The sequence below is a fragment of the Dehalogenimonas formicexedens genome (assembly GCF_001953175.1).
GTDB classification, from domain to species: domain Bacteria; phylum Chloroflexota; class Dehalococcoidia; order Dehalococcoidales; family Dehalococcoidaceae; genus Dehalogenimonas; species Dehalogenimonas formicexedens.
The window spans coordinates 1,428,383-1,445,170 of sequence record NZ_CP018258.1 but is presented as its reverse complement, the minus strand read 5'-3'; the positions used below and the strand labels follow the sequence as shown (position 1 = coordinate 1,445,170).

18 protein-coding genes and 1 pseudogene are annotated in these 16,788 nt (G+C 56.9%); 12 read left to right on the top strand and 7 right to left on the bottom strand.

Annotation, left to right across the window (positions count from 1 at the left end):
* Nucleotides 1–66: 66 nt before the first annotated feature.
* From rplU to Dform_RS07510, 4 genes are all read left to right on the top strand, one after another.
* A complete protein-coding gene (rplU, locus tag Dform_RS07525; RefSeq protein WP_225973660.1) occupies nucleotides 67–390 on the top strand; it encodes a 50S ribosomal protein L21 in 324 nt (107 codons plus the stop codon).
* Nucleotides 391–408: 18 nt separating this feature from the next.
* On the top strand, nucleotides 409–663 hold the full coding sequence (gene rpmA, locus Dform_RS07520; RefSeq protein ID WP_076004459.1) for a 50S ribosomal protein L27: 255 nt from the start codon (nucleotides 409–411) through the stop codon (nucleotides 661–663).
* Between the two features lie 6 nt (nucleotides 664–669).
* Nucleotides 670–879 carry a 50S ribosomal protein L31 gene (gene rpmE / locus Dform_RS07515; RefSeq protein ID WP_076004458.1) on the top strand — a complete coding sequence of 70 codons (210 nt, stop codon included), beginning with the start codon at nucleotides 670–672 and terminating at the stop codon, nucleotides 877–879.
* A gap of 83 nt (nucleotides 880–962) precedes the next feature.
* Nucleotides 963–1,922 (top strand): DUF1385 domain-containing protein, encoded by a 960-nt coding sequence (locus tag Dform_RS07510; protein WP_076004457.1) that lies wholly within the window; start codon nucleotides 963–965, stop codon nucleotides 1,920–1,922.
* An 88-nt stretch (nucleotides 1,923–2,010) separates the two neighbouring features.
* Here Dform_RS07510 and hisI read toward each other — a convergent pair.
* Both hisI and hisA read right to left on the bottom strand, forming a co-directional pair.
* Nucleotides 2,011–2,346 (bottom strand): annotated as a pseudogene (gene hisI, locus Dform_RS07505) (phosphoribosyl-AMP cyclohydrolase); the annotation flags it as partial.
* A 70-nt stretch (nucleotides 2,347–2,416) separates the two neighbouring features.
* Nucleotides 2,417–3,151, bottom strand: a complete 735-nt coding sequence (gene hisA, locus Dform_RS07500; RefSeq protein ID WP_083635404.1) for a 1-(5-phosphoribosyl)-5-[(5-phosphoribosylamino)methylideneamino]imidazole-4-carboxamide isomerase — start codon at nucleotides 3,149–3,151, stop codon at nucleotides 2,417–2,419.
* Nucleotides 3,152–3,302: 151 nt separating this feature from the next.
* On the opposite strand from hisA, the gene Dform_RS07495 reads away from it, so the two are divergent.
* The 8 genes from Dform_RS07495 to Dform_RS07460 all read left to right on the top strand — a co-directional run bounded on the left by Dform_RS07495 (nucleotide 3,303) and on the right by Dform_RS07460 (nucleotide 10,765).
* Complete coding sequence (locus Dform_RS07495; protein WP_145925550.1) at nucleotides 3,303–3,683, top strand: hypothetical protein; 381 nt, start codon at nucleotides 3,303–3,305, stop codon at nucleotides 3,681–3,683.
* Nucleotides 3,684–3,888: 205 nt separating this feature from the next.
* Nucleotides 3,889–7,128, top strand: a complete 3,240-nt coding sequence (secA, locus tag Dform_RS07490; protein ID WP_076004454.1) for a preprotein translocase subunit SecA — start codon at nucleotides 3,889–3,891, stop codon at nucleotides 7,126–7,128.
* A 5-nt stretch (nucleotides 7,129–7,133) separates the two neighbouring features.
* Nucleotides 7,134–7,847, top strand: a complete 714-nt coding sequence (locus Dform_RS07485) for a hypothetical protein (RefSeq protein WP_076004453.1) — start codon at nucleotides 7,134–7,136, stop codon at nucleotides 7,845–7,847.
* Nucleotides 7,848–8,092: 245 nt separating this feature from the next.
* Nucleotides 8,093–8,350 carry a hypothetical protein gene (locus tag Dform_RS07480; protein WP_145925549.1) on the top strand — a complete coding sequence of 86 codons (258 nt, stop codon included), beginning with the start codon at nucleotides 8,093–8,095 and terminating at the stop codon, nucleotides 8,348–8,350.
* Nucleotides 8,340–8,822, top strand: a complete 483-nt coding sequence (locus tag Dform_RS07475; protein ID WP_076004451.1) for a permease — start codon at nucleotides 8,340–8,342, stop codon at nucleotides 8,820–8,822. Before Dform_RS07480 ends, Dform_RS07475 begins: the two co-directional genes overlap by 11 nt.
* Complete coding sequence (locus Dform_RS07470; RefSeq protein ID WP_083635403.1) at nucleotides 8,819–9,403, top strand: permease; 585 nt, start codon at nucleotides 8,819–8,821, stop codon at nucleotides 9,401–9,403. The genes Dform_RS07475 and Dform_RS07470 overlap by 4 nt, the downstream gene beginning before the upstream one ends.
* A 13-nt stretch (nucleotides 9,404–9,416) precedes the next feature.
* On the top strand, nucleotides 9,417–10,511 hold the full coding sequence (locus tag Dform_RS07465; RefSeq protein ID WP_076004450.1) for a permease: 1,095 nt from the start codon (nucleotides 9,417–9,419) through the stop codon (nucleotides 10,509–10,511).
* 11 nt (nucleotides 10,512–10,522) lie between these two features.
* A complete protein-coding gene (locus Dform_RS07460) occupies nucleotides 10,523–10,765 on the top strand; it encodes a thioredoxin family protein (protein ID WP_076004449.1) in 243 nt (80 codons plus the stop codon).
* Between the two features lie 74 nt (nucleotides 10,766–10,839).
* On the opposite strand, the gene Dform_RS07455 is transcribed toward Dform_RS07460, so the two are convergent.
* The 5 genes from Dform_RS07455 to Dform_RS07435 all read right to left on the bottom strand — a co-directional run bounded on the left by Dform_RS07455 (nucleotide 10,840) and on the right by Dform_RS07435 (nucleotide 16,728).
* Nucleotides 10,840–12,510: an MDR family MFS transporter gene (locus tag Dform_RS07455; RefSeq protein WP_076004448.1), complete on the bottom strand. Its 1,671-nt coding sequence runs from the start codon at nucleotides 12,508–12,510 to the stop codon at nucleotides 10,840–10,842.
* Entirely contained in the window at nucleotides 12,507–12,923 is a 417-nt protein-coding gene (locus Dform_RS07450) for a MarR family winged helix-turn-helix transcriptional regulator (RefSeq protein WP_158513482.1), read from the bottom strand. The genes Dform_RS07455 and Dform_RS07450 overlap by 4 nt, the downstream gene beginning before the upstream one ends.
* A gap of 102 nt (nucleotides 12,924–13,025) precedes the next feature.
* A complete protein-coding gene (locus Dform_RS07445) occupies nucleotides 13,026–13,868 on the bottom strand; it encodes a DegV family protein (RefSeq protein ID WP_076004446.1) in 843 nt (280 codons plus the stop codon).
* Nucleotides 13,869–14,017: 149 nt separating this feature from the next.
* The gene (locus Dform_RS07440) at nucleotides 14,018–15,271 is read right to left on the bottom strand and encodes a DEAD/DEAH box helicase (protein ID WP_076004445.1); all 1,254 of its coding nucleotides are present in this window, start codon (nucleotides 15,269–15,271) and stop codon (nucleotides 14,018–14,020) included.
* 248 nt (nucleotides 15,272–15,519) lie between these two features.
* The gene (locus tag Dform_RS07435; RefSeq protein ID WP_076004444.1) at nucleotides 15,520–16,728 is read right to left on the bottom strand and encodes a zinc finger domain-containing protein; all 1,209 of its coding nucleotides are present in this window, start codon (nucleotides 16,726–16,728) and stop codon (nucleotides 15,520–15,522) included.
* Between the last annotated feature and the right edge of the window lie 60 nt (nucleotides 16,729–16,788).

Sequence of the window (16,788 nt, the reverse complement as noted above, 5' to 3'; positions counted from 1 at the left end):
GAGGTACCGGGGGTTGCGCCAGAGGTCTCGGATTGGTATAATGGCAAGTTGTTTTTATCTGGAGGTGTGACCATTTACGCGATAGTTGAATCCGGTGGCAAGCAATATAAGGTAACCGAGGGGCAATCTCTCGATGTTGACCATTTGAACGTCGAGGACGGCGCCACGGTCGAATTGGACCGCGTGCTGTTCTTTTCCGACGGCTCCAACAACGTGACCGGTAAACCGGTCATCGAAGGCGCCAAGGTTGTAGCCAAGTCAGAGGGAACGGGGCTGGGCGAGAAAGTTCGCGGACTCAGGTTCAAGGCCAAGACCCGCGCCCACACCCGCGTCGGTGGCCGAGCCGTTTTCACCCGGTTGAAGATCGAAAATATCATTGCCCCCAAATAATTGAGGAGAACAGATTAAATGGCTCATAAGAAAGGCGGCGGTTCAAGTCGCAACGGACGAGATTCAAAACCCAAGATGCTGGGCGTCAAGCGGTATTCCGGCGAGAGGGTCCTGGCCGGGACCATTATCGTGCGCCAGCGCGGCACCCCCATCAAGGCGGGTGAAAATGTAGGTATCGGCAGAGACCATACCCTGTTCGCTTTAGCGGACGGAGTGGTGGAGTTCAAGCCGACGGCTAACAGCAGGAGGATGGCTACCGTCAAGACGGCCTAACGGACTATGAAAGAAAAACTGCACCCCAAGTATTTTCCTGATGCCAAAGTGACCTGTTCCTGCGGCAACACTTTCATGCTGGGCTCGACCTCGCCCACCATCAAAGTGGAGCTTTGCAACAAATGCCATCCGTTTTACACCGGTGAAAAGCGCATGGTCGACACCGCCGGCCGGGTTGACCGCTTCAAGCAGCGCTACAACATCAAGGACAAATAATAACTCGCGACCGATTGAAAAGGGGCGGCTGAAAACCGCTCCTTTTTTGTTACCCGATATTTTATTGGAGTAGGATTCACGACATGGCTCAGAAATTTTATTACGGCGGGCAGGCGATCATCGAGGGCGTAATGATCCGCGGCCAGAAATCGCTGGTGACGGCGGTCAGAAGGCCCCAGGGCGACATACTCGTCGAGTCGCAGCCACTGCCCAGCATTTATACCGGCAAACTGCGGCAGTTACCTTTCACCCGCGGCGTCATCGTGCTCCTCGAGGCGATGTTTCTCGGCATGCAGACACTGATGCGCTCGGCCGAGGTGGCGATGCAGGAAGAAGAGACCGAGAAAGTTTCGCCGTGGCTGCTCTGGGGGTTCGTCGGCTTTTCGCTGGCGGCGTCGATCGCCATCTTCGTTTTAACGCCGCTGCTGGTCACCAGCATTTTCAACCGCTGGCTGGAATCGGCGGTCCTGTTCAACCTTGTCGAAGGCCTGATACGGATGATCCTATTCATAGGATACCTGAAGTTAGTCGGCAGAATGCCGGATATCAAGCGGATGTTTGCCTATCACGGCGCGGAGCACCAGTCGATCAACGCTTTTGAGCACGGCGTAAAGCTGGATCCCCTTTCTGTGCGGGAATTTTCCACCGCCCACACCCGCTGCGGCACCAGCTTCCTGCTGGCGGTGATGGTCATCGCCATCTTCGTCTTCAGCCTCATCGGCAAACCAGCCCTGTGGATAATGATTTTATCCAGAATACTGTTACTGCCGGTGATCGCCGGCCTGTCGTATGAATTTACCAGATTCGCCGCCGGCCATGGCGATAACGCCCTGGTCAAAGCCCTGACTCGACCGGGCCTCTGGCTGCAGTCATTGACGACACGGGTTCCCGAGCTGGCGCAACTGGAGGTCGGCATCGCCGCGCTGAAGAAGGCAATCGTTATCGACCATCCGGAGATGGAAGCGGAGCTTTACCCGGCGCCGGTACCTGTTGAGTCACCTATCGAACCCATGCCGGTAACAGACGCCGAGCCGCTGACTTAGCGGCTTCACTGAGAAAATGAAAACGGCCCCGCCACAAATCGTGGCGGGGCCGTTTGTTCAATGCTTGACCGGTTTAATCTTTGGTGGCGGCGACGTATTCCATGGTGAGGGGTTCGAAGAAGCAACTGGTCTCGCCGGTGTGGCAGGTGGGACCCATCGGCTCGGCCTTGACCAGGATGGCGTCGTTATCGCAGTCCAGCCACAATTCCTTGACGATGAGTTTGTTGCCGGAAGTGGCGCCCTTGTTCCAGAGTTCCTGGCGGGAGCGGCTGTAGAACCAGACGCTGCCGGTCTCCAGGGTCAGTTTGGCGGATTCCTTGTTCATGTAACCCAGCATCAGCACCTGGCCGGTCTTGGCGTCCTGCACGATGGCCGCCACCAGCCCCTTGTCATCCAGTTTTAACCCTTTGCCCTTGACTGCCATGAAACTTCCTCTCCTCTTTTGGATTTTAAAATTGAATATTTGAATTTATTTAGGATTTAGATATTAGAAATTACGATTTGTCTATCGTCTTCAGCGCTTGCCTGAGATCGATCGCGCCTGAATAAATGGACTTGCCGAGTATCGCCGCCTCAGCCCCGATGAGTTTAAGGATCTGCAGGTGGCTGATTGAAGCGATGCCGCCGGAGGCGATGACCGGCGCTCTGATGGCCTGGATAAGTTCGAACAGGGCGGTGAAATTGGGCTCGGTCAGCATGCCGTCGCGGGAAATATCGGTAAAGACGAAACGCCGCACTCCCCGCGCCATCATTTGCCGGGCGAACGAGAGCACCGGCAGGTCGGTTTCTTCTTGCCAGCCCTTGACCGCCATTTTGCCCTCGCGGGCATCCAGGCTGACGATAACGGATTCCGGGTATTTGCCGCAGGCTTCCTGAACAAACGCCGGGTTTTCGACGGCGGCGGTGCCGAGGATCACACGGTCGATACCCGCCGAAAGCAGCTTTTTCACGCGCTCGATGTCGCGGATACCGCCTCCGATCTGCACCGGAACCTGCGTGGCGGCAGCGATCTGGCTGATGACGTTGAAATTGACCATTTCCCCGGAGGCGGCGCCGTCAAGGTCGACGATATGCAGCCGGGACGCGCCCATCGATTGCCACTTGAGGGCCATCTCCAGGGGGTTATCGGAATAGACGGTCTCGCGGGAGTAATCACCCTGCACCAACCGGACGCAGCGGCCGCCGCGAATGTCTATGGCGGGAATTATTTCGATGTTTGGCTCTCTCATGCCGGATTTTGACAATGAATGGCATTATACCATTGCGGCAGATTGCGGGGCTAATCAATGTAAGCGAGGTAAAATATTCTTCTCGTATCTATTGACATGCCTGGTAGCCGCGCCAATAATTTTCTCCAAATACACTTTGGAGGTATTGACCGTGGAAAAACTCAGTTCTGGTTACCTCCGCAACACAGTTCTTTGGATTGTGGGATTGCTGGCAGTCCTGGCTTACGCGGCGTTGGCCAGGGGCGAGACCGCAGAAAACTACAATAATCTCTCGTTGGTTCGTGCCGAAGATCTCATCGGTTATTCCCTGGTGGTTCTCCTCTTTGTGGTTCTTTCCATGGTCCTCAAAGGTAACACCAACCGGACGGTCAATCTTGTCGCCGGTGCGATACTAGCCGTCATAACATTGATTGCTTTTATCGATAGCTTCACGGTAAACCCCAGCGGCATCTACAATCCGGTATTGTTTTCGGCTGCGGTGGTGTACAGCTTGATCTTCTGGTTCGCCCTCAGATCACCAAAAACGGTTTAGTTTCCTCGCCTCATTCCGGCAACGGCGGCCTTCTTACAGCGGAAGGCGGTCTTGTCATGCGGTGGCTATTGGTTTGTCTGTCCGGTCGAATCATGTGTTTGTACTCGCCGACCGTTTTTCCTCGATATGGTACAATACAAAGAACGCCTTCGCGCGTTATATAGAATAATACCGCCCGTTCAGGGCTTAAAAAGGGGTCAGTTAGATGTTCAAATGGTTCGGTAAAATGGTGGATTCCAATGAGAAAGAGATCAAACGTCTACAGCCGCTAGTTGCCCAGGTTAACGCTCTCGAACCCGAATTCGTCAAGCTAAGCGATGAGGCACTCAAGGCTAAGACCGCCGAATTCAAGGCCAGGGTGGCGGAGGAGTACGCCGAACTCAAGGGCGATATCGACAATCTCCGGGAGCAACTGGCGGTTACCGTCAGCCCGGAAGACCGCAACAAGCTCAAGGACAAGATCATCGTACTGGAGAACTCATGCTTTGAGGGCGTGCTGCCCGAAGCTTTTGCCGCGGTTCGCGAGGCATCGAGAAGGACACTGGGCCTCAGGCATTACGATGTCCAGATCATCGGCGGTTCGGTCCTGCACGAGGGTCATATTGCCGAGATGAAGACCGGCGAAGGCAAGACTCTCGTCGCCACCCTGCCGCTCTACCTGAATTCTCTCTTGGGCCGGGGCGCCCACCTTATCACTCAGAACGATTACCTGGCCCGCCGCGACGCCTACTGGATGGGACCGGTTTATCACGCGCTGGGCGTTTCCGTGGCGTCCATCTACCCGATGCAGACGCCTGATGAGCACCAACCTTCCCGTCTGTTCGACCCAAACTACAATTCCGGTAAGGAAAACGATCCCTGGAAGCATTACAAGCCGGTGCCGCGCAAGGAAGCCTACGATGCCGATATCACCTACGGCACCTCGGCGGAGTTCGGCTTCGACTATCTCCGCGACAACATGGTTATCGACCTCAAGCAGTGCGTCCAGCGGCCTGAAGGACCCTACTTCTCCATTGTCGACGAAGTCGATAACCTGCTCATCGACGAAGCCCGGACGCCTCTGATCATTTCGGCGCCGGACGTTGAAGCCGGGAAGCTTTACCAGACCTTCGCCCGGCTGGTTCAGAAGCTCAAGCCCGAAACCGATTATGAGGTTAAAATCAAGGAACGCCAGGCCGAACCCACCGAGGACGGCTGGTCCAAGATCGAAGGCCTGCTCAAACGCGAAGGTCTGATGAAGACCGACAACCTCTATGACCCGCAGAACTCTCACCTCATGCGCCAGCTAAGGAACGCCCTCTCGGCCAAGGAGTTTTATCTCCGAGACCGGCAGTACGTGGTCGATCGCGACCCGGACGGGCAGATCGGCATCGTCATCGTCGATGAGTTTACCGGCCGCAAGATGGTCGGCCGCCGCTACTCCGAAGGCTTGCACCAGGCTATCGAGGCCAAGGAAGGGGTCAAGGTCCGCGAGGAATCCAAGACCTACGCCTCCATCACCATCCAGAACTACTTCCGCATGTACGACAAACTGGCGGGCATGACCGGCACGGCGCTCACCGAGGCCGAAGAATTTGCCCGTATCTACAAGCTGGAAGTGGTAGCCATTCCCACCAACCGGCCGATGATCCGCGACGACCAGACCGACCAGATTTACAAGGATGTTGACGCCAAATTCAAGGCTGTCGTCCGTGAGGTCGAGGAGATGCGGGCCGCCGGACGCCCGGTGCTCCTGGGCACGGTATCCATCGAAAACTCCGATCTCATATCCGAGATGCTCCGGAAAAAAGGCATCCCCAACGAGGTTTTGAACGCTAAGAAGCATGAACGGGAAGCCGCCATCGTCGCTGAAGCCGGCAAACCGGGAGCGGTGACCGTGGCAACCAACATGGCAGGCCGCGGCGTCGACATCATCCTCGGCGGCCGTCTCGATACTTACGACCCGATGGGAGACCTGAAAACTTACCTGGGCGAAGAATTCGCCAAATCGGCGGTCGACAGGGAGAAACTCACCGAGTTCGAGAAAGGCATCGAAACCGAGGAAGCCGAAATCACCCGGCTCCAGGGGCTTATCAATACCAAGAGGCTGGAATACATCCAGGAAGTAAAAAACGATCCGGCGATGGCTGTTACAAGCGGCAAGCTCGCTGAGATCGATGAACTGGAGCGGACCCTGAAAGCCGTCGCCGAACACTACATGACGGTCTACGGCAAGTGGGTCGGCGACATGGAGAAGGAATTGCCGGCCAACCCCAAGAAGGTTGAGTGCCGCATTGACACCGGGCGCTGCCAGTCGGTCCTGGACAAGGAAAAGAAGCGCTTCAACGAGTGGCTGGAGCGCTACGTCGCCGTGGTCAAGGCCGGCGGCCTGCACGTCATCGGCACGGAGCGCCATGAGGCACGCCGCATCGACAACCAGCTACGCGGCCGTTCCGGCCGCCAGGGAGACCCAGGGTCATCCCGCTTCTTCGTGTCGCTAGAAGACGATATCATGCGGCGGTTCGGCGGCGACATGGTCCGGGGGCTGATGGAGCGCCTGGGCTTCGACGAAAATACGCCGATCGAAAACTCGATGATCTCCAAGTCCATCGAAAACGCCCAGAAGCGGGTCGAAGGCTTCAACTTCGATATCCGCAAGAACCTGGTCGAATACGACGACGTGGTCAACAAGCACCGCGAGATCATTTACGGGGAGCGCAAGAAAATACTCTCCGGGGCGGATCTGAAAACCAATATCTTGGATATGGTCAAGGAGACAATCGACGCCATTGTCGCCGACCGTCTGGCCGGCCTGGATTACCAGGACTGGGATACCGCCGGGCTTCTTGCCGACATCGCCGCCTTCATGTCCCTACCGCCGGACCTCACCGCAGAGGAGATCCAGAGACTGTCCGCAGACGAGGTCGCGGAGCGGCTGAAGTGCTGGTCTGAGGAGCAGTACGCTAAAAAAGAGCAAGAGATCCCCCCCGAAGTACTGCGCCAGATAGAGCGCCATCTGATGCTCCGGGTTATCGATACCCTGTGGATCGAGCACCTGACTTTTGTGGAACACTTGCGTCTCGAGGCCGGCTGGCAGACGCTGCGGCAGGTCAAGGCCGTCGATGCCTACAAGAACGAAGGCTACCGGGCATTTGAAGACCTCCTTGAAGGCATCAAGCATGATGTGGTCCACACCATTTTCAAGGTCCAGGTGGTGAGACAGGGGCAGCCCGCGGGCGCCTCTCCCCAGAGAATCCAGGCTAGGCAGGCACCGTTGGCCGTCGGGGCAGCCGCAGGTTCGGCGCAATCAGCCCTCACGCCTAACGCCTCATCGCCGATGCAGGCAGCCACGGCGGGTTCGAACGTAACTCATGCCGCCAAGGACGCTGAGGGCCATAAGGTCGGCCGGAATGATCCATGCCCGTGCGGCAGCGGGAAAAAATACAAGAAGTGCTGCGGGGCGTAGGATAAATGGTTGAAGAGACCTGCGGTACGACGGAGCTGACAGAGAGTTCGGCGCGGGCTATCCAGCACTTGCGCTCGGCGATAGAAGCCGGAGCGCGCTGGTACCTGGCGCTCCTGGAGACCATCGGGATGTGGCAAGCCGACGAAGAATGTGTCGACGGCCGAGTTTACCGATACCTTATCGAAGGCGAAGCCCTTGATTTCCTGCTCCTTGCCGAACGCCTGACAGAGACCGCCAGGGACCTCATTCCGGAAAAGGAACGGGTGTCGCTTTTATTCGAATCCAGGGCGCCGTTCGAAGTCTCGCCTGAGGAAATGCGCCGGCTTATGGGGGATATCCGCTACCAGCAGCACCTGAACTATTTCTACGGCATTACCGTGGAGGAGGCGCTGATACTGGCTGTCCAGGAAGAGGTCCGCAAGGACCAGCGGTCACTGGTGATCAAGGAATTCGACACCATCGAAGAGAGTTTTGTCCGGATATATGACCAGCCTCGGGGTGAACTGTTGAAAATGTTCCGGCGCGACCGGGGCGAGCGCACCAGCCGGTCGCTGAAGCTGTCGGAGATGCGGGAGTTCACTTACTGGCTGTTCAAGTACCGCCTCAAGCACACCGATAAAGCCCGAGTTGCATCGGATACCAAGAAAGCCCTCGCCCGGCTGAAAAAATACCCCGGCAGAAGCGGCAGCCCGGGATTGGATCAGATGCTGGGATTTTAGTTCCACCATCGCGCCCTTTTGTTTTTTACCCGGTTCAATTGTCAATACGTTTTTTCTCCGATAGGGCTCTATTCGCCTTTGAAATGTCCGGTCAATATGCTAAAATGCGCATATAGAGATAGTTCCGCAACTCTTTTTACAAAATAGTGTTTCGTTTCCGATATGAATAATCATCTCAGGGAGGCTGAATGACGGCTCAAGAGACGGCTCTTATTTTCTTACCCCGAAGGGGCTGTTGAAACCCGGTGGGACAATCGTCGTCGACGATTGACGCCATTTCGAAACAGTTGAATAAGGCTTTCGGAACCACGCCAACAATTGTCGATATCGAAGGTATCGATGGATCCGAAGAAAACTACCGCGAGGCGATTGATCTGTTCAATGCCCGGGGCCTCCGGGTTCTTCCCATGGTGACCCTGGGCGGTAAAGTTGTTTCTCACAGTACCGAGGTCCCGGACAAAATCACCAAATCCGTTGAAACAGCGATGGCTAATGAGCAATAACGCCATTATCTTCATCTCCGTCGCCTTGATTCTGTCGGCGCTGTCCTTCGCCATGGACCGGCAGAAGACCATCGCCGGTTTCAAACGCGGCTGGCAGATGTTTTCACGCATGCTGCTGCCCTTTTTGAACATCCTGATCATCGTTTCCGTTGTCCTTTATCTGATCTCGCCCGATGATATCCAGCATTACCTGGGGGCGGGGTCCGGGCTGCTGGGTTTTGCCATCGCCGCCGTGGTCGGCTCAATCACACTCATACCTGCTTTTATCTCTTACCCGATCGCCGCCGGGTTGCTGCAGCAGGGGGCCAGCTACGCCGTGGTGGGAACTTTCATGACAACATTGATGATGGTGGGCGTGGTCACGCTGCCTTTGGAGATCAAGTACCTGGGGAGGCAGGCGGCCGTCATACGCAACGTGCTTAATTTCTTTGCTGCCATCGCCATCGGTCTTCTGATCGGAGTCATCTTGTGACGATACTTTTTAAGAAGTACCAGGCCTGGCTTTGGGTGGCGGCTTTCCTCCTCGTGACCGCCGCATCGTTCGCCATCGGTTTCGATCCCGGGAAGACGGTGTTCACCAATTTCCGGGTGTCGCTGATAGAAATGATCTCTTTCGTGCCGTTCATCTTCATTGTCGTCGGACTGTTCGATGTCTGGCTGCCCAAGGAACAAGTCCAGAAGCATATCGGCCATGAGTCCGGCGTCAAAGGCATCGCCCTGGTCGTCCTGCTGGCCATGCTCCAGGCCGGCCCGCTGTACGGCGCTTTTCCGGTGGCTTATGTCCTGTGGAAAAAAGGCATCAGCGTACGCAACCTGTTCATCTACCTTGGGGCTTTCTCTTCGATGAAGATCCCGATGCTGGGCATCGAGATCGGTTACCTGGGCATCCAGTTTACCCTGGTACGGACACTAATTACACTGCCGCTGTTTATCGGCATCGGTTTCATCATGGAGCGTTACCTGAAAGGCAAGCACTTCGAGGTTTACGAGGTGGCGCCGGCCAAGGAACCCAAAAAGCAGCCGCCGGGCGGGATCAAGCAACCCGCATCATGAAAGCAATGACCTCATGGCTCACGAAGAAAAGTGCGATATAGGCTGCGACTGCGGTCCCGGTAACTCACCGGCGCCGGTCCGGGCGGCCCGGCCAGGGCGACTGGCCTGGTGGTTGGGGCTTGGGCTGGTTGCCTGGATTTTGATTTACTACTGGTTGAAACCGGCCGCCGACTTCGTCACCTTCGATCTGTTCAGGCTGGATGAAACAAGCCGGTTCGGCAGCGCCGTGGCTTTTTTCCTCTACGACGCCCCCAAGGTGCTGATGCTCCTGGTGCTCATCATTTTCGGGATCGGCATCGTACGTTCCTTCTTCAGCCCGGAACGCACCCGGGCCTTTCTTGCCGGCAAACGCGAACTGGTGGGCAATACCATGGCAGCCGGGCTGGGTATCGTCACCCCGTTCTGTTCCTGTTCAGCCTGCCCTCTTTTCATCGGTTTCGTCGAGGCCGGCATCCCGCTGGGCGTCACCCTGTCTTTCCTGATTGCCTCGCCGATGATCAACGAAGTGGCGCTGGTCCTTCTCTACGGCCTCTTCGGCTGGAAGATCGCCCTGCTGTACATCGGTTCCGGACTGGTTATCGCCATCACCGCCGGCTGGGTCATCGGTAAGCTCAGCCTGGAACGCTACATCGAAGACTGGGTGCGGCAGCGCCGCGCAACGGGCGCAAACGCCATACCGGGCGAGACCCTCACTTTTGAGGAGAGGGCGCAGTACGGCCTCCAGGCGGTGCGGGATATTGTCGGCAAGGTCTGGCCTTATCTCCTGGGTGGTATTGCGGTGGGGGCTTTCATCCACGGCTATGTGCCCCAGGACTTCCTGGCTTCGTTCATGGGCAAAAACGCCTGGTGGAGCGTGCCGGCCGCGGTGCTTATCGGAGTACCGGTGTATTCCAATGCCGCCGGCGTGGTGCCCATCGTCCAGGCCCTGATGGAGAAAGGCGCTGCTTTGGGAACCTCCCTAGCCTTTATGATGGCGGTGGTCGGCCTGTCGCTGCCGGAGATGGTCATCCTGCGTAAGGTGCTCAAGCCCAGGCTGCTGGCGATATTCATCGGCGTCGTGGCGACCGGTATAATAGTCACCGGGTACCTGTTCAACTATATCCTGTAAGGAGAATGGCAATGCAGATCAAGATCCTTGGGACAGGCTGTGCCAAGTGCAAAACCCTGGAGGCCGTCACCCGTGAAGCGGTTAACGAACTCGGCGTCGATGCCGAGATCACCAAGGTCTCCGAACTCCAGGACATCATGACTTACCCCATCACCATGACGCCGGGCCTGGTAGTGAACGAGAAGGTCATCGTTTCCGGCAGGGTTCCCGACAAGAAAGAGTTGATACGGCTATTGAAAGCGAATCGGGTCTGATCAACAAGCGCCTCTTCAACTAAAAGGAAAGGGCGTCCCTCAAGGGACGCCCTTTTTGCGTCGGTAGAAAGAAGCTACAACTCCGGTTCGTGCCTCTTGTCGGATTGCCCCAGGGAGGTCTCAAGCTCGACACCCAACTCTTCGGGCATGGGGTGATGGCTCTTGCGCAGGGCGATCTGTGGCAGGAAGATGGTGACGATAACCGACACGGCCATCAGGACAGCTCCGATGATGAAGACCCTGTCTATGGAGTCGCTGTAGGCTGTCTTCAAGATTTCCAGGAAGTTGTTGAAGGCGTTCGTCAGGGCATCGCGGACAGCCGCCGGAGCCTGTTCAAACCCTGCCCGGATCTGGGCTTGTCCGATGTTGCTCAAAAAAGTCTGAATGGTATTGCCGTCGATATTGACCGGCAAATTCGGGTTAGCCTGCTTGGCCATGACTATGAACGGGTCGTTCTGGATATTGGTGAGTCGCGAGGCGAGCTGGGCATTCATGACGCCGCCAAGGACCGCGCCGCCGACGGTGGCGCCGACCGTTCGGAATAATTGAATTCCGGCGGTAACCTGACCGAGTTTAGCATGGGCAAAGGCGTTTTGAACCGCCACGGTGAACACCGGCATCGTGAAGCCGAGGCCGATGCCCATGACGATCATGCGGAGGATAAGCGAGACCTGAGTGGTGGTTTCGTTGATCTGTGAGAAGAGCAGCATGCCTGTGGTAGCGATGGCCATACCGGCGATAGCCATGATTTTGTAGTTGCCGGTACGCGACATGATCTGGCCTGCGGTCATCGAACCGACAACAATGGAAATCATCATTGGCATCAGGATCAGGCCTGAGTTCGTCGCAGAGAATCCGGCAACACCCTGGGCAAAGACAGGGATGAACAAAATGGAACCGAACATACCGAGTGAGGCCAAGAAGGTGGCGATGATGGAAACGGTGAACACCCGGTTTTTGAAAAGGCTGAGCGAGATCACGGGGTCTTTAGCCTTTGTCTCGCGCCAGGTGAAAGCTATCAAGGCTACAAAAGCCATGATTAATAAGCCGACGATTTCAACCGAACCCCAAGCATACTGGCTGCCGCCCCATGTAAGGGCAAGGAGCAGCGGTACCAGAGTGGCGGTCAGGAGGATCGCGCCAATATAATCGATCGAACGGTTCTTGACCTCGTGCGGGTTATTGATCTTGGGCACCATGCCGGCGAAGATGACCGCCAGAGCGGCGATGCCGACGGGGACGTTGACGTAGAATATCCAGCGCCATGAGAAGTTGTCGGTCAGCCAGCCACCCAATAGCGGGCCGGCCACCGAGGTGATGCCGAAGACGGCGCCGAAAAGTCCCTGGACTTTACCGCGCTGAGCCGGCGGGAACAGATCTCCGATAACTGAGAAAGCGTTGACCATGATGGCGCCGGAGCCCACGCCCTGAATGGCACGGAAATAGATGAGCTGGGTCATGTTTTGCGCTATGCCCGAGAGCATCGAACCGGCCAGGAATATCAGAACGGCCAGCAGCAGCAGGTTCCGGCGGCCGAACATATCGGTCAGTTTGCCGTAGATGGGCACGGTGACGGCGGTCGCCAGCATGTAGGAAGTGAAGACCCAGGAAAGGTGGGACAGTCCCTGGAACTCTTCGACGATGCGGGGCATGGCGGTGGCGACGATGGTCTGGTCGAGCGACGCCAGGATCATGGACAACATGACGCCCGCCAGGATGAGGGGGGTGTTTTGCTTGTGGGTCATACTACCTCTTTCAATTTGGTCTGGGAATTGGTGACTACCTTATCTAAAAGCCCGATGAGTGTCCTGAATTCATCGTCATCGAGGGAACTGAAGACGGCGCAAAAGCGCTCCAGGCGCTGGACTTTCATGGCTTCAATTTTCTGGCGGCTTTCTTCAGGCAGGCTCAGGCGGAGGGCGCGGCGGTCGTCGGGAGACGTTTGACGAAGGATCACACCTTTGGCAACCAGGCCGTCGACCAGTTGAGTTGCCGCGCTGGAAGAAATGCCCAGTTGGGCGGCCAGTTCCTTGATGCCGATACCTTCCTGGCGGCTGATAAGAATAAGCGCCAGCCACTGGGAATGAGCGAGCGGTTCTTCGCCGGGACACTGGGTGTCCGGGTTCATCAGGCGTTTTAACGAATGCAGCTTTTCCATGAGCTGCCCGACTTGTTGTTTGCGATCGGTCATATAAATAAAATTAAGGTGCTAAATATATTAGCACCTTAATTAATAACCTGTCAAAAGTTGGGATCAGAGTCAGCTTTTGAGCCTGAATGCCACCGCCAGGACGCCGGGTCCGCCGTGCACCCCCAGCACCGGCCCGAAACGGCCGATATAGATCCTGTCCGGCGAGACGAATTCAGCGATGCGATCAGCCAGGGATTTGGCTTCATCCGGCGTGGTTGAATGAATTACGGTGGCTTCGGCGATGTTGTGGCCGGCTTCCTTCGCCAGTTCAAATAACCTTTCGATGCCCTTTGCCCGGCTCCTGACCTGGCCGACGGGGATGAACTCGCCGTCCTTGATGCCGAGCAGGGGCTTGACGTTAAGGATGGAGCCCAGAAGAGCTTTAGCCCGGCCGATGCGTCCGCCGCGGGCAATGTATTTCAGAGTATCGAACAGAACCAGCAGGTGAATGTCGCCGACAAAGCCGCGGGCCGACTCGGCCAGCGATTTCAGGTCCTTTCCGGTTTTGGCAAGACGGGCGGCGGCTACGACCACCAGTCCCTGTGCCATCGACGTCATCTTGGAGTCTACCACTTCCACCGGGACAGGATTTTTCATCATTTTGGCGCCCTGGCGGGCGGAACTGATGGTGCCGCTCATCTTCTCAGAAATGTGGATCGATAAAATCCCGTCCGCACCAGCGGCGAGTTCGTCATAAACCCTGGCAAAATCCTGTGGCGAGGGCTGGGCGGTGGTAGGGTGGACCGAATCGGATTGCAGGCGGGAATAAAACTCATCCTCGGTGATGTCGACGCGGTCCCGATAAGATTGCCCTCCGAATTGGACGTACAGGGGCACCGAGGTGATACCGAGCTCAGCGGCTAGTTCCGGGGGCACGTCGGCGGTGGAATCGGTGACTATCTTGATGACCACGGCGGCGCTCCTTTTTCAGATAAGGTCGATATGAGGCGATGACGACGCCAGTATAGCGTATCTCCCGGCTGTTGGCTACGATTATTTTAGGAACAATTAAGCCCACCTCAACGGTGGGCTTTTACTCTGCTCAGGCGTAGATTCCGGAGCTAAATCGATTGCGGGCTCAGCCTGCGGTGGAAAGCCGGCGTACGGCGCCGGTTGTGATCCGATCCCGAGGCCGGATTTTGCGGCCGGGTATGCCGGGGCTGGTGTGGCGGAGCGGTTTTCACCGGCTCGGGAGCATCGTACTTGAAACCATCGACGCTGCGCCGCTCGATGGGTGACTTGAGCACCTTTTCGATCGACTTCACCATCGGTTCGTCCTCAGCGCAGACGAAGGTGAAGGCATCGCCGGTTTTACCGATCCTACCGGTCCGTCCAATGCGGTGGATGTAGGTGTCGGCAGTATCGGGCATGTCGTAGTTGATGACGTGAGAGACGTCCGAGACGTCGATGCCGCGGGAGGCGATATCGGTCGCCACCAGCACCTTGAAAGTGCCGTCCTTGAAACCGTCGAGAGCGGCCTGGCGGCGGTACTGGGAGAGATTGCCTTGAATGGAGGCGACCTTCAGGCCGGATTGGGCCAGCGCCAAGGCGACCCGTTCGGTGCGGTGCTTGGTGCGGGTGAATACCAGCACCGAATCCATATCGGTCTGTTTCAGCAAAGTTTTCAGCAGCGAGGTTTTCAGGTCCTGCCGCACGGGGTACAAGGCATGGGTCACCGTGTTGGCCGGGGCTACCTGGCCGATCTGAACGGTAACGGGGTCATTGAGCACATCGCGCACCAGTTTGCGGACGTCATCCGGCATGGTGGCGGAGAAAAGAAGGGTCTGGCGCTCATGCATCAGGCATTTCAGGATCTTGCGGATATCGGGCAGAAAGCCCATATCAAACATCCTGTCGGCTTCGTCGATGACCAGCATCTCGACGTCGGTGAAATCAATAGTCCCCTGCCAAACATGGTCGAGCAGCCGCCCAGGGCAGGCGACGACGATGTCCATTCCGGTGCGCAGCTTGCTCTTCTGGGGATCCATGCCGACGCCGCCGTAGATGGCCATGCTGCGGATGCCGGTGTGCTGAGACAGCCCTTTGATGGACTCATAGATCTGCTCGGCGAGTTCCCGGGTGGGTGAAATGATCAACCCCCGGAGCTTGCCGCGGGGTCCGCGTAACAGTTTTTGCAGCATAGGCAGGACAAACGCCGCCGTTTTACCGGTGCCGGTTTGGGCCAGGCCTATAAGGTCACGCCCTTCAAGAGCGGGGGGTATAGCCTGAGCCTGGATAGGGGTGGGTTCGGAGTAACCGACGGACCTGATGCCATCCATGATGGCGGGGTGAAGATTGAATTGTTCGAAAGTCATGATAGTCCTAATGATTTATTTTGCATTGGTGGGAAATTGCGAAGCGCGCCATATTCAACGGCAAAAAGAAGCAACCAGTGTTGTCTTTTGAAGAGTCGTTAAGAATGGAACCGGGGTGATTCCTGTTGGATTGAAGCCGGGTATTGAACTGTACGATAAACGAAAAACCTACCAATTGACATAATTATACGGGAAATCCACGGCCAACACAAATAACCCGAGCCACCCTGTCTGGTAAAGGGGGGCGTTTACTTTACCGCGTTGATGGTGCCGCAATGCGGGCACCTTACCGCCGGGGCGGTGAAATTCGGCGGCAGGCGGAGGGTGGTGCCGCAGTTGGAGCAATCGATCCTGCGGTAATTAGCCATGCCGAAGAGCATATTCTGGGTTTCGCGGGTGCGGGCGGTCAGATCGGGTTCTTCGACGGCGCCTTCGGGTGAAGGGGCTCTGGCATCGACGGCAGCGGTCGAGCTGGCCAGGGCTGAGTGAGGCAATACATGAGAATGCGCCGTTTTTTCGTAGGCTTCTTCATAAGCCTTGAGGGAGGCGCTATGGCCCATCTGCCGGAGGATGCGGATCCGCTCGGAGATGGGCGGGTGGGTGCCGGTCAAATCGGTGGCCGCCCGCCCTTTTTCCCTGAAGGGGTTCACGATATACATCGGCGCTGTGGCCTGGTTGGCCTTGGCAACAGGGTTGGTCGAAGCCGCCAGTTTTTCCAGGGCTGAAGCCAGGCCTTCCGGATACCGGGTATAGAGGGCGGCGGAGGCGTCCGCCAGGTATTCCCGGCGGCGCGACAGGGCAAAGTACAAAAGCTGGGCGAAGATGGGAGCTAGGATGATGAAGAGGATACCGACGATGGCGATAATGGCGCCGCCGCCGCCCCCGGAATCGTTTGAACGCCGGGATCCCCGGCCGCCGGTGAAAAAGATCATCCGGCTGAAATAGTAGGACAGGATGACGACGGTTCCGAGAAGGACAGCGGCCATGGACATCAGCAGAACATCGCGGTTTTTGACATGGGACATTTCATGGGCGATGACGCCCTGGAGCTCGTCCCGGTTGAGTTTCTGCAATAGTCCCGAGGTAATCGCCACGGCGGCATGGTTCTGGTCACGTCCGGTGGCGAAGGCATTCAATGCCGGGTCGTCGATGATGTAGACATCGGGCATTTTGGCCAAGCCACAGGCGATAGTCATTTCTTCGACGACGTTGAAGAGCCGGGGATGGTCTTTCTTCTCGATCTTTCTGGCGCCCGCGGTGGCCAGCAGGATGCTGTCTCCCTGGAAATAGGCCACCAGCGTCATGATGATCCACACGACAGCAGCAATGGCGATACCGCCGTAAGGGGTTCCGAAGAAATAGTCGCCGAGGGCGAAGCCAACTCCGATGAGCACCGCTCCCATGAAAACGACCAAGATGATGGAGCGGGTGCGGTTGGTGCTTATCTGTTCCCACATAGTGTTACGATAAAACCGTCTCTACGCTTACGACGGGGCGCGAATGACGCGCCCCGTCGA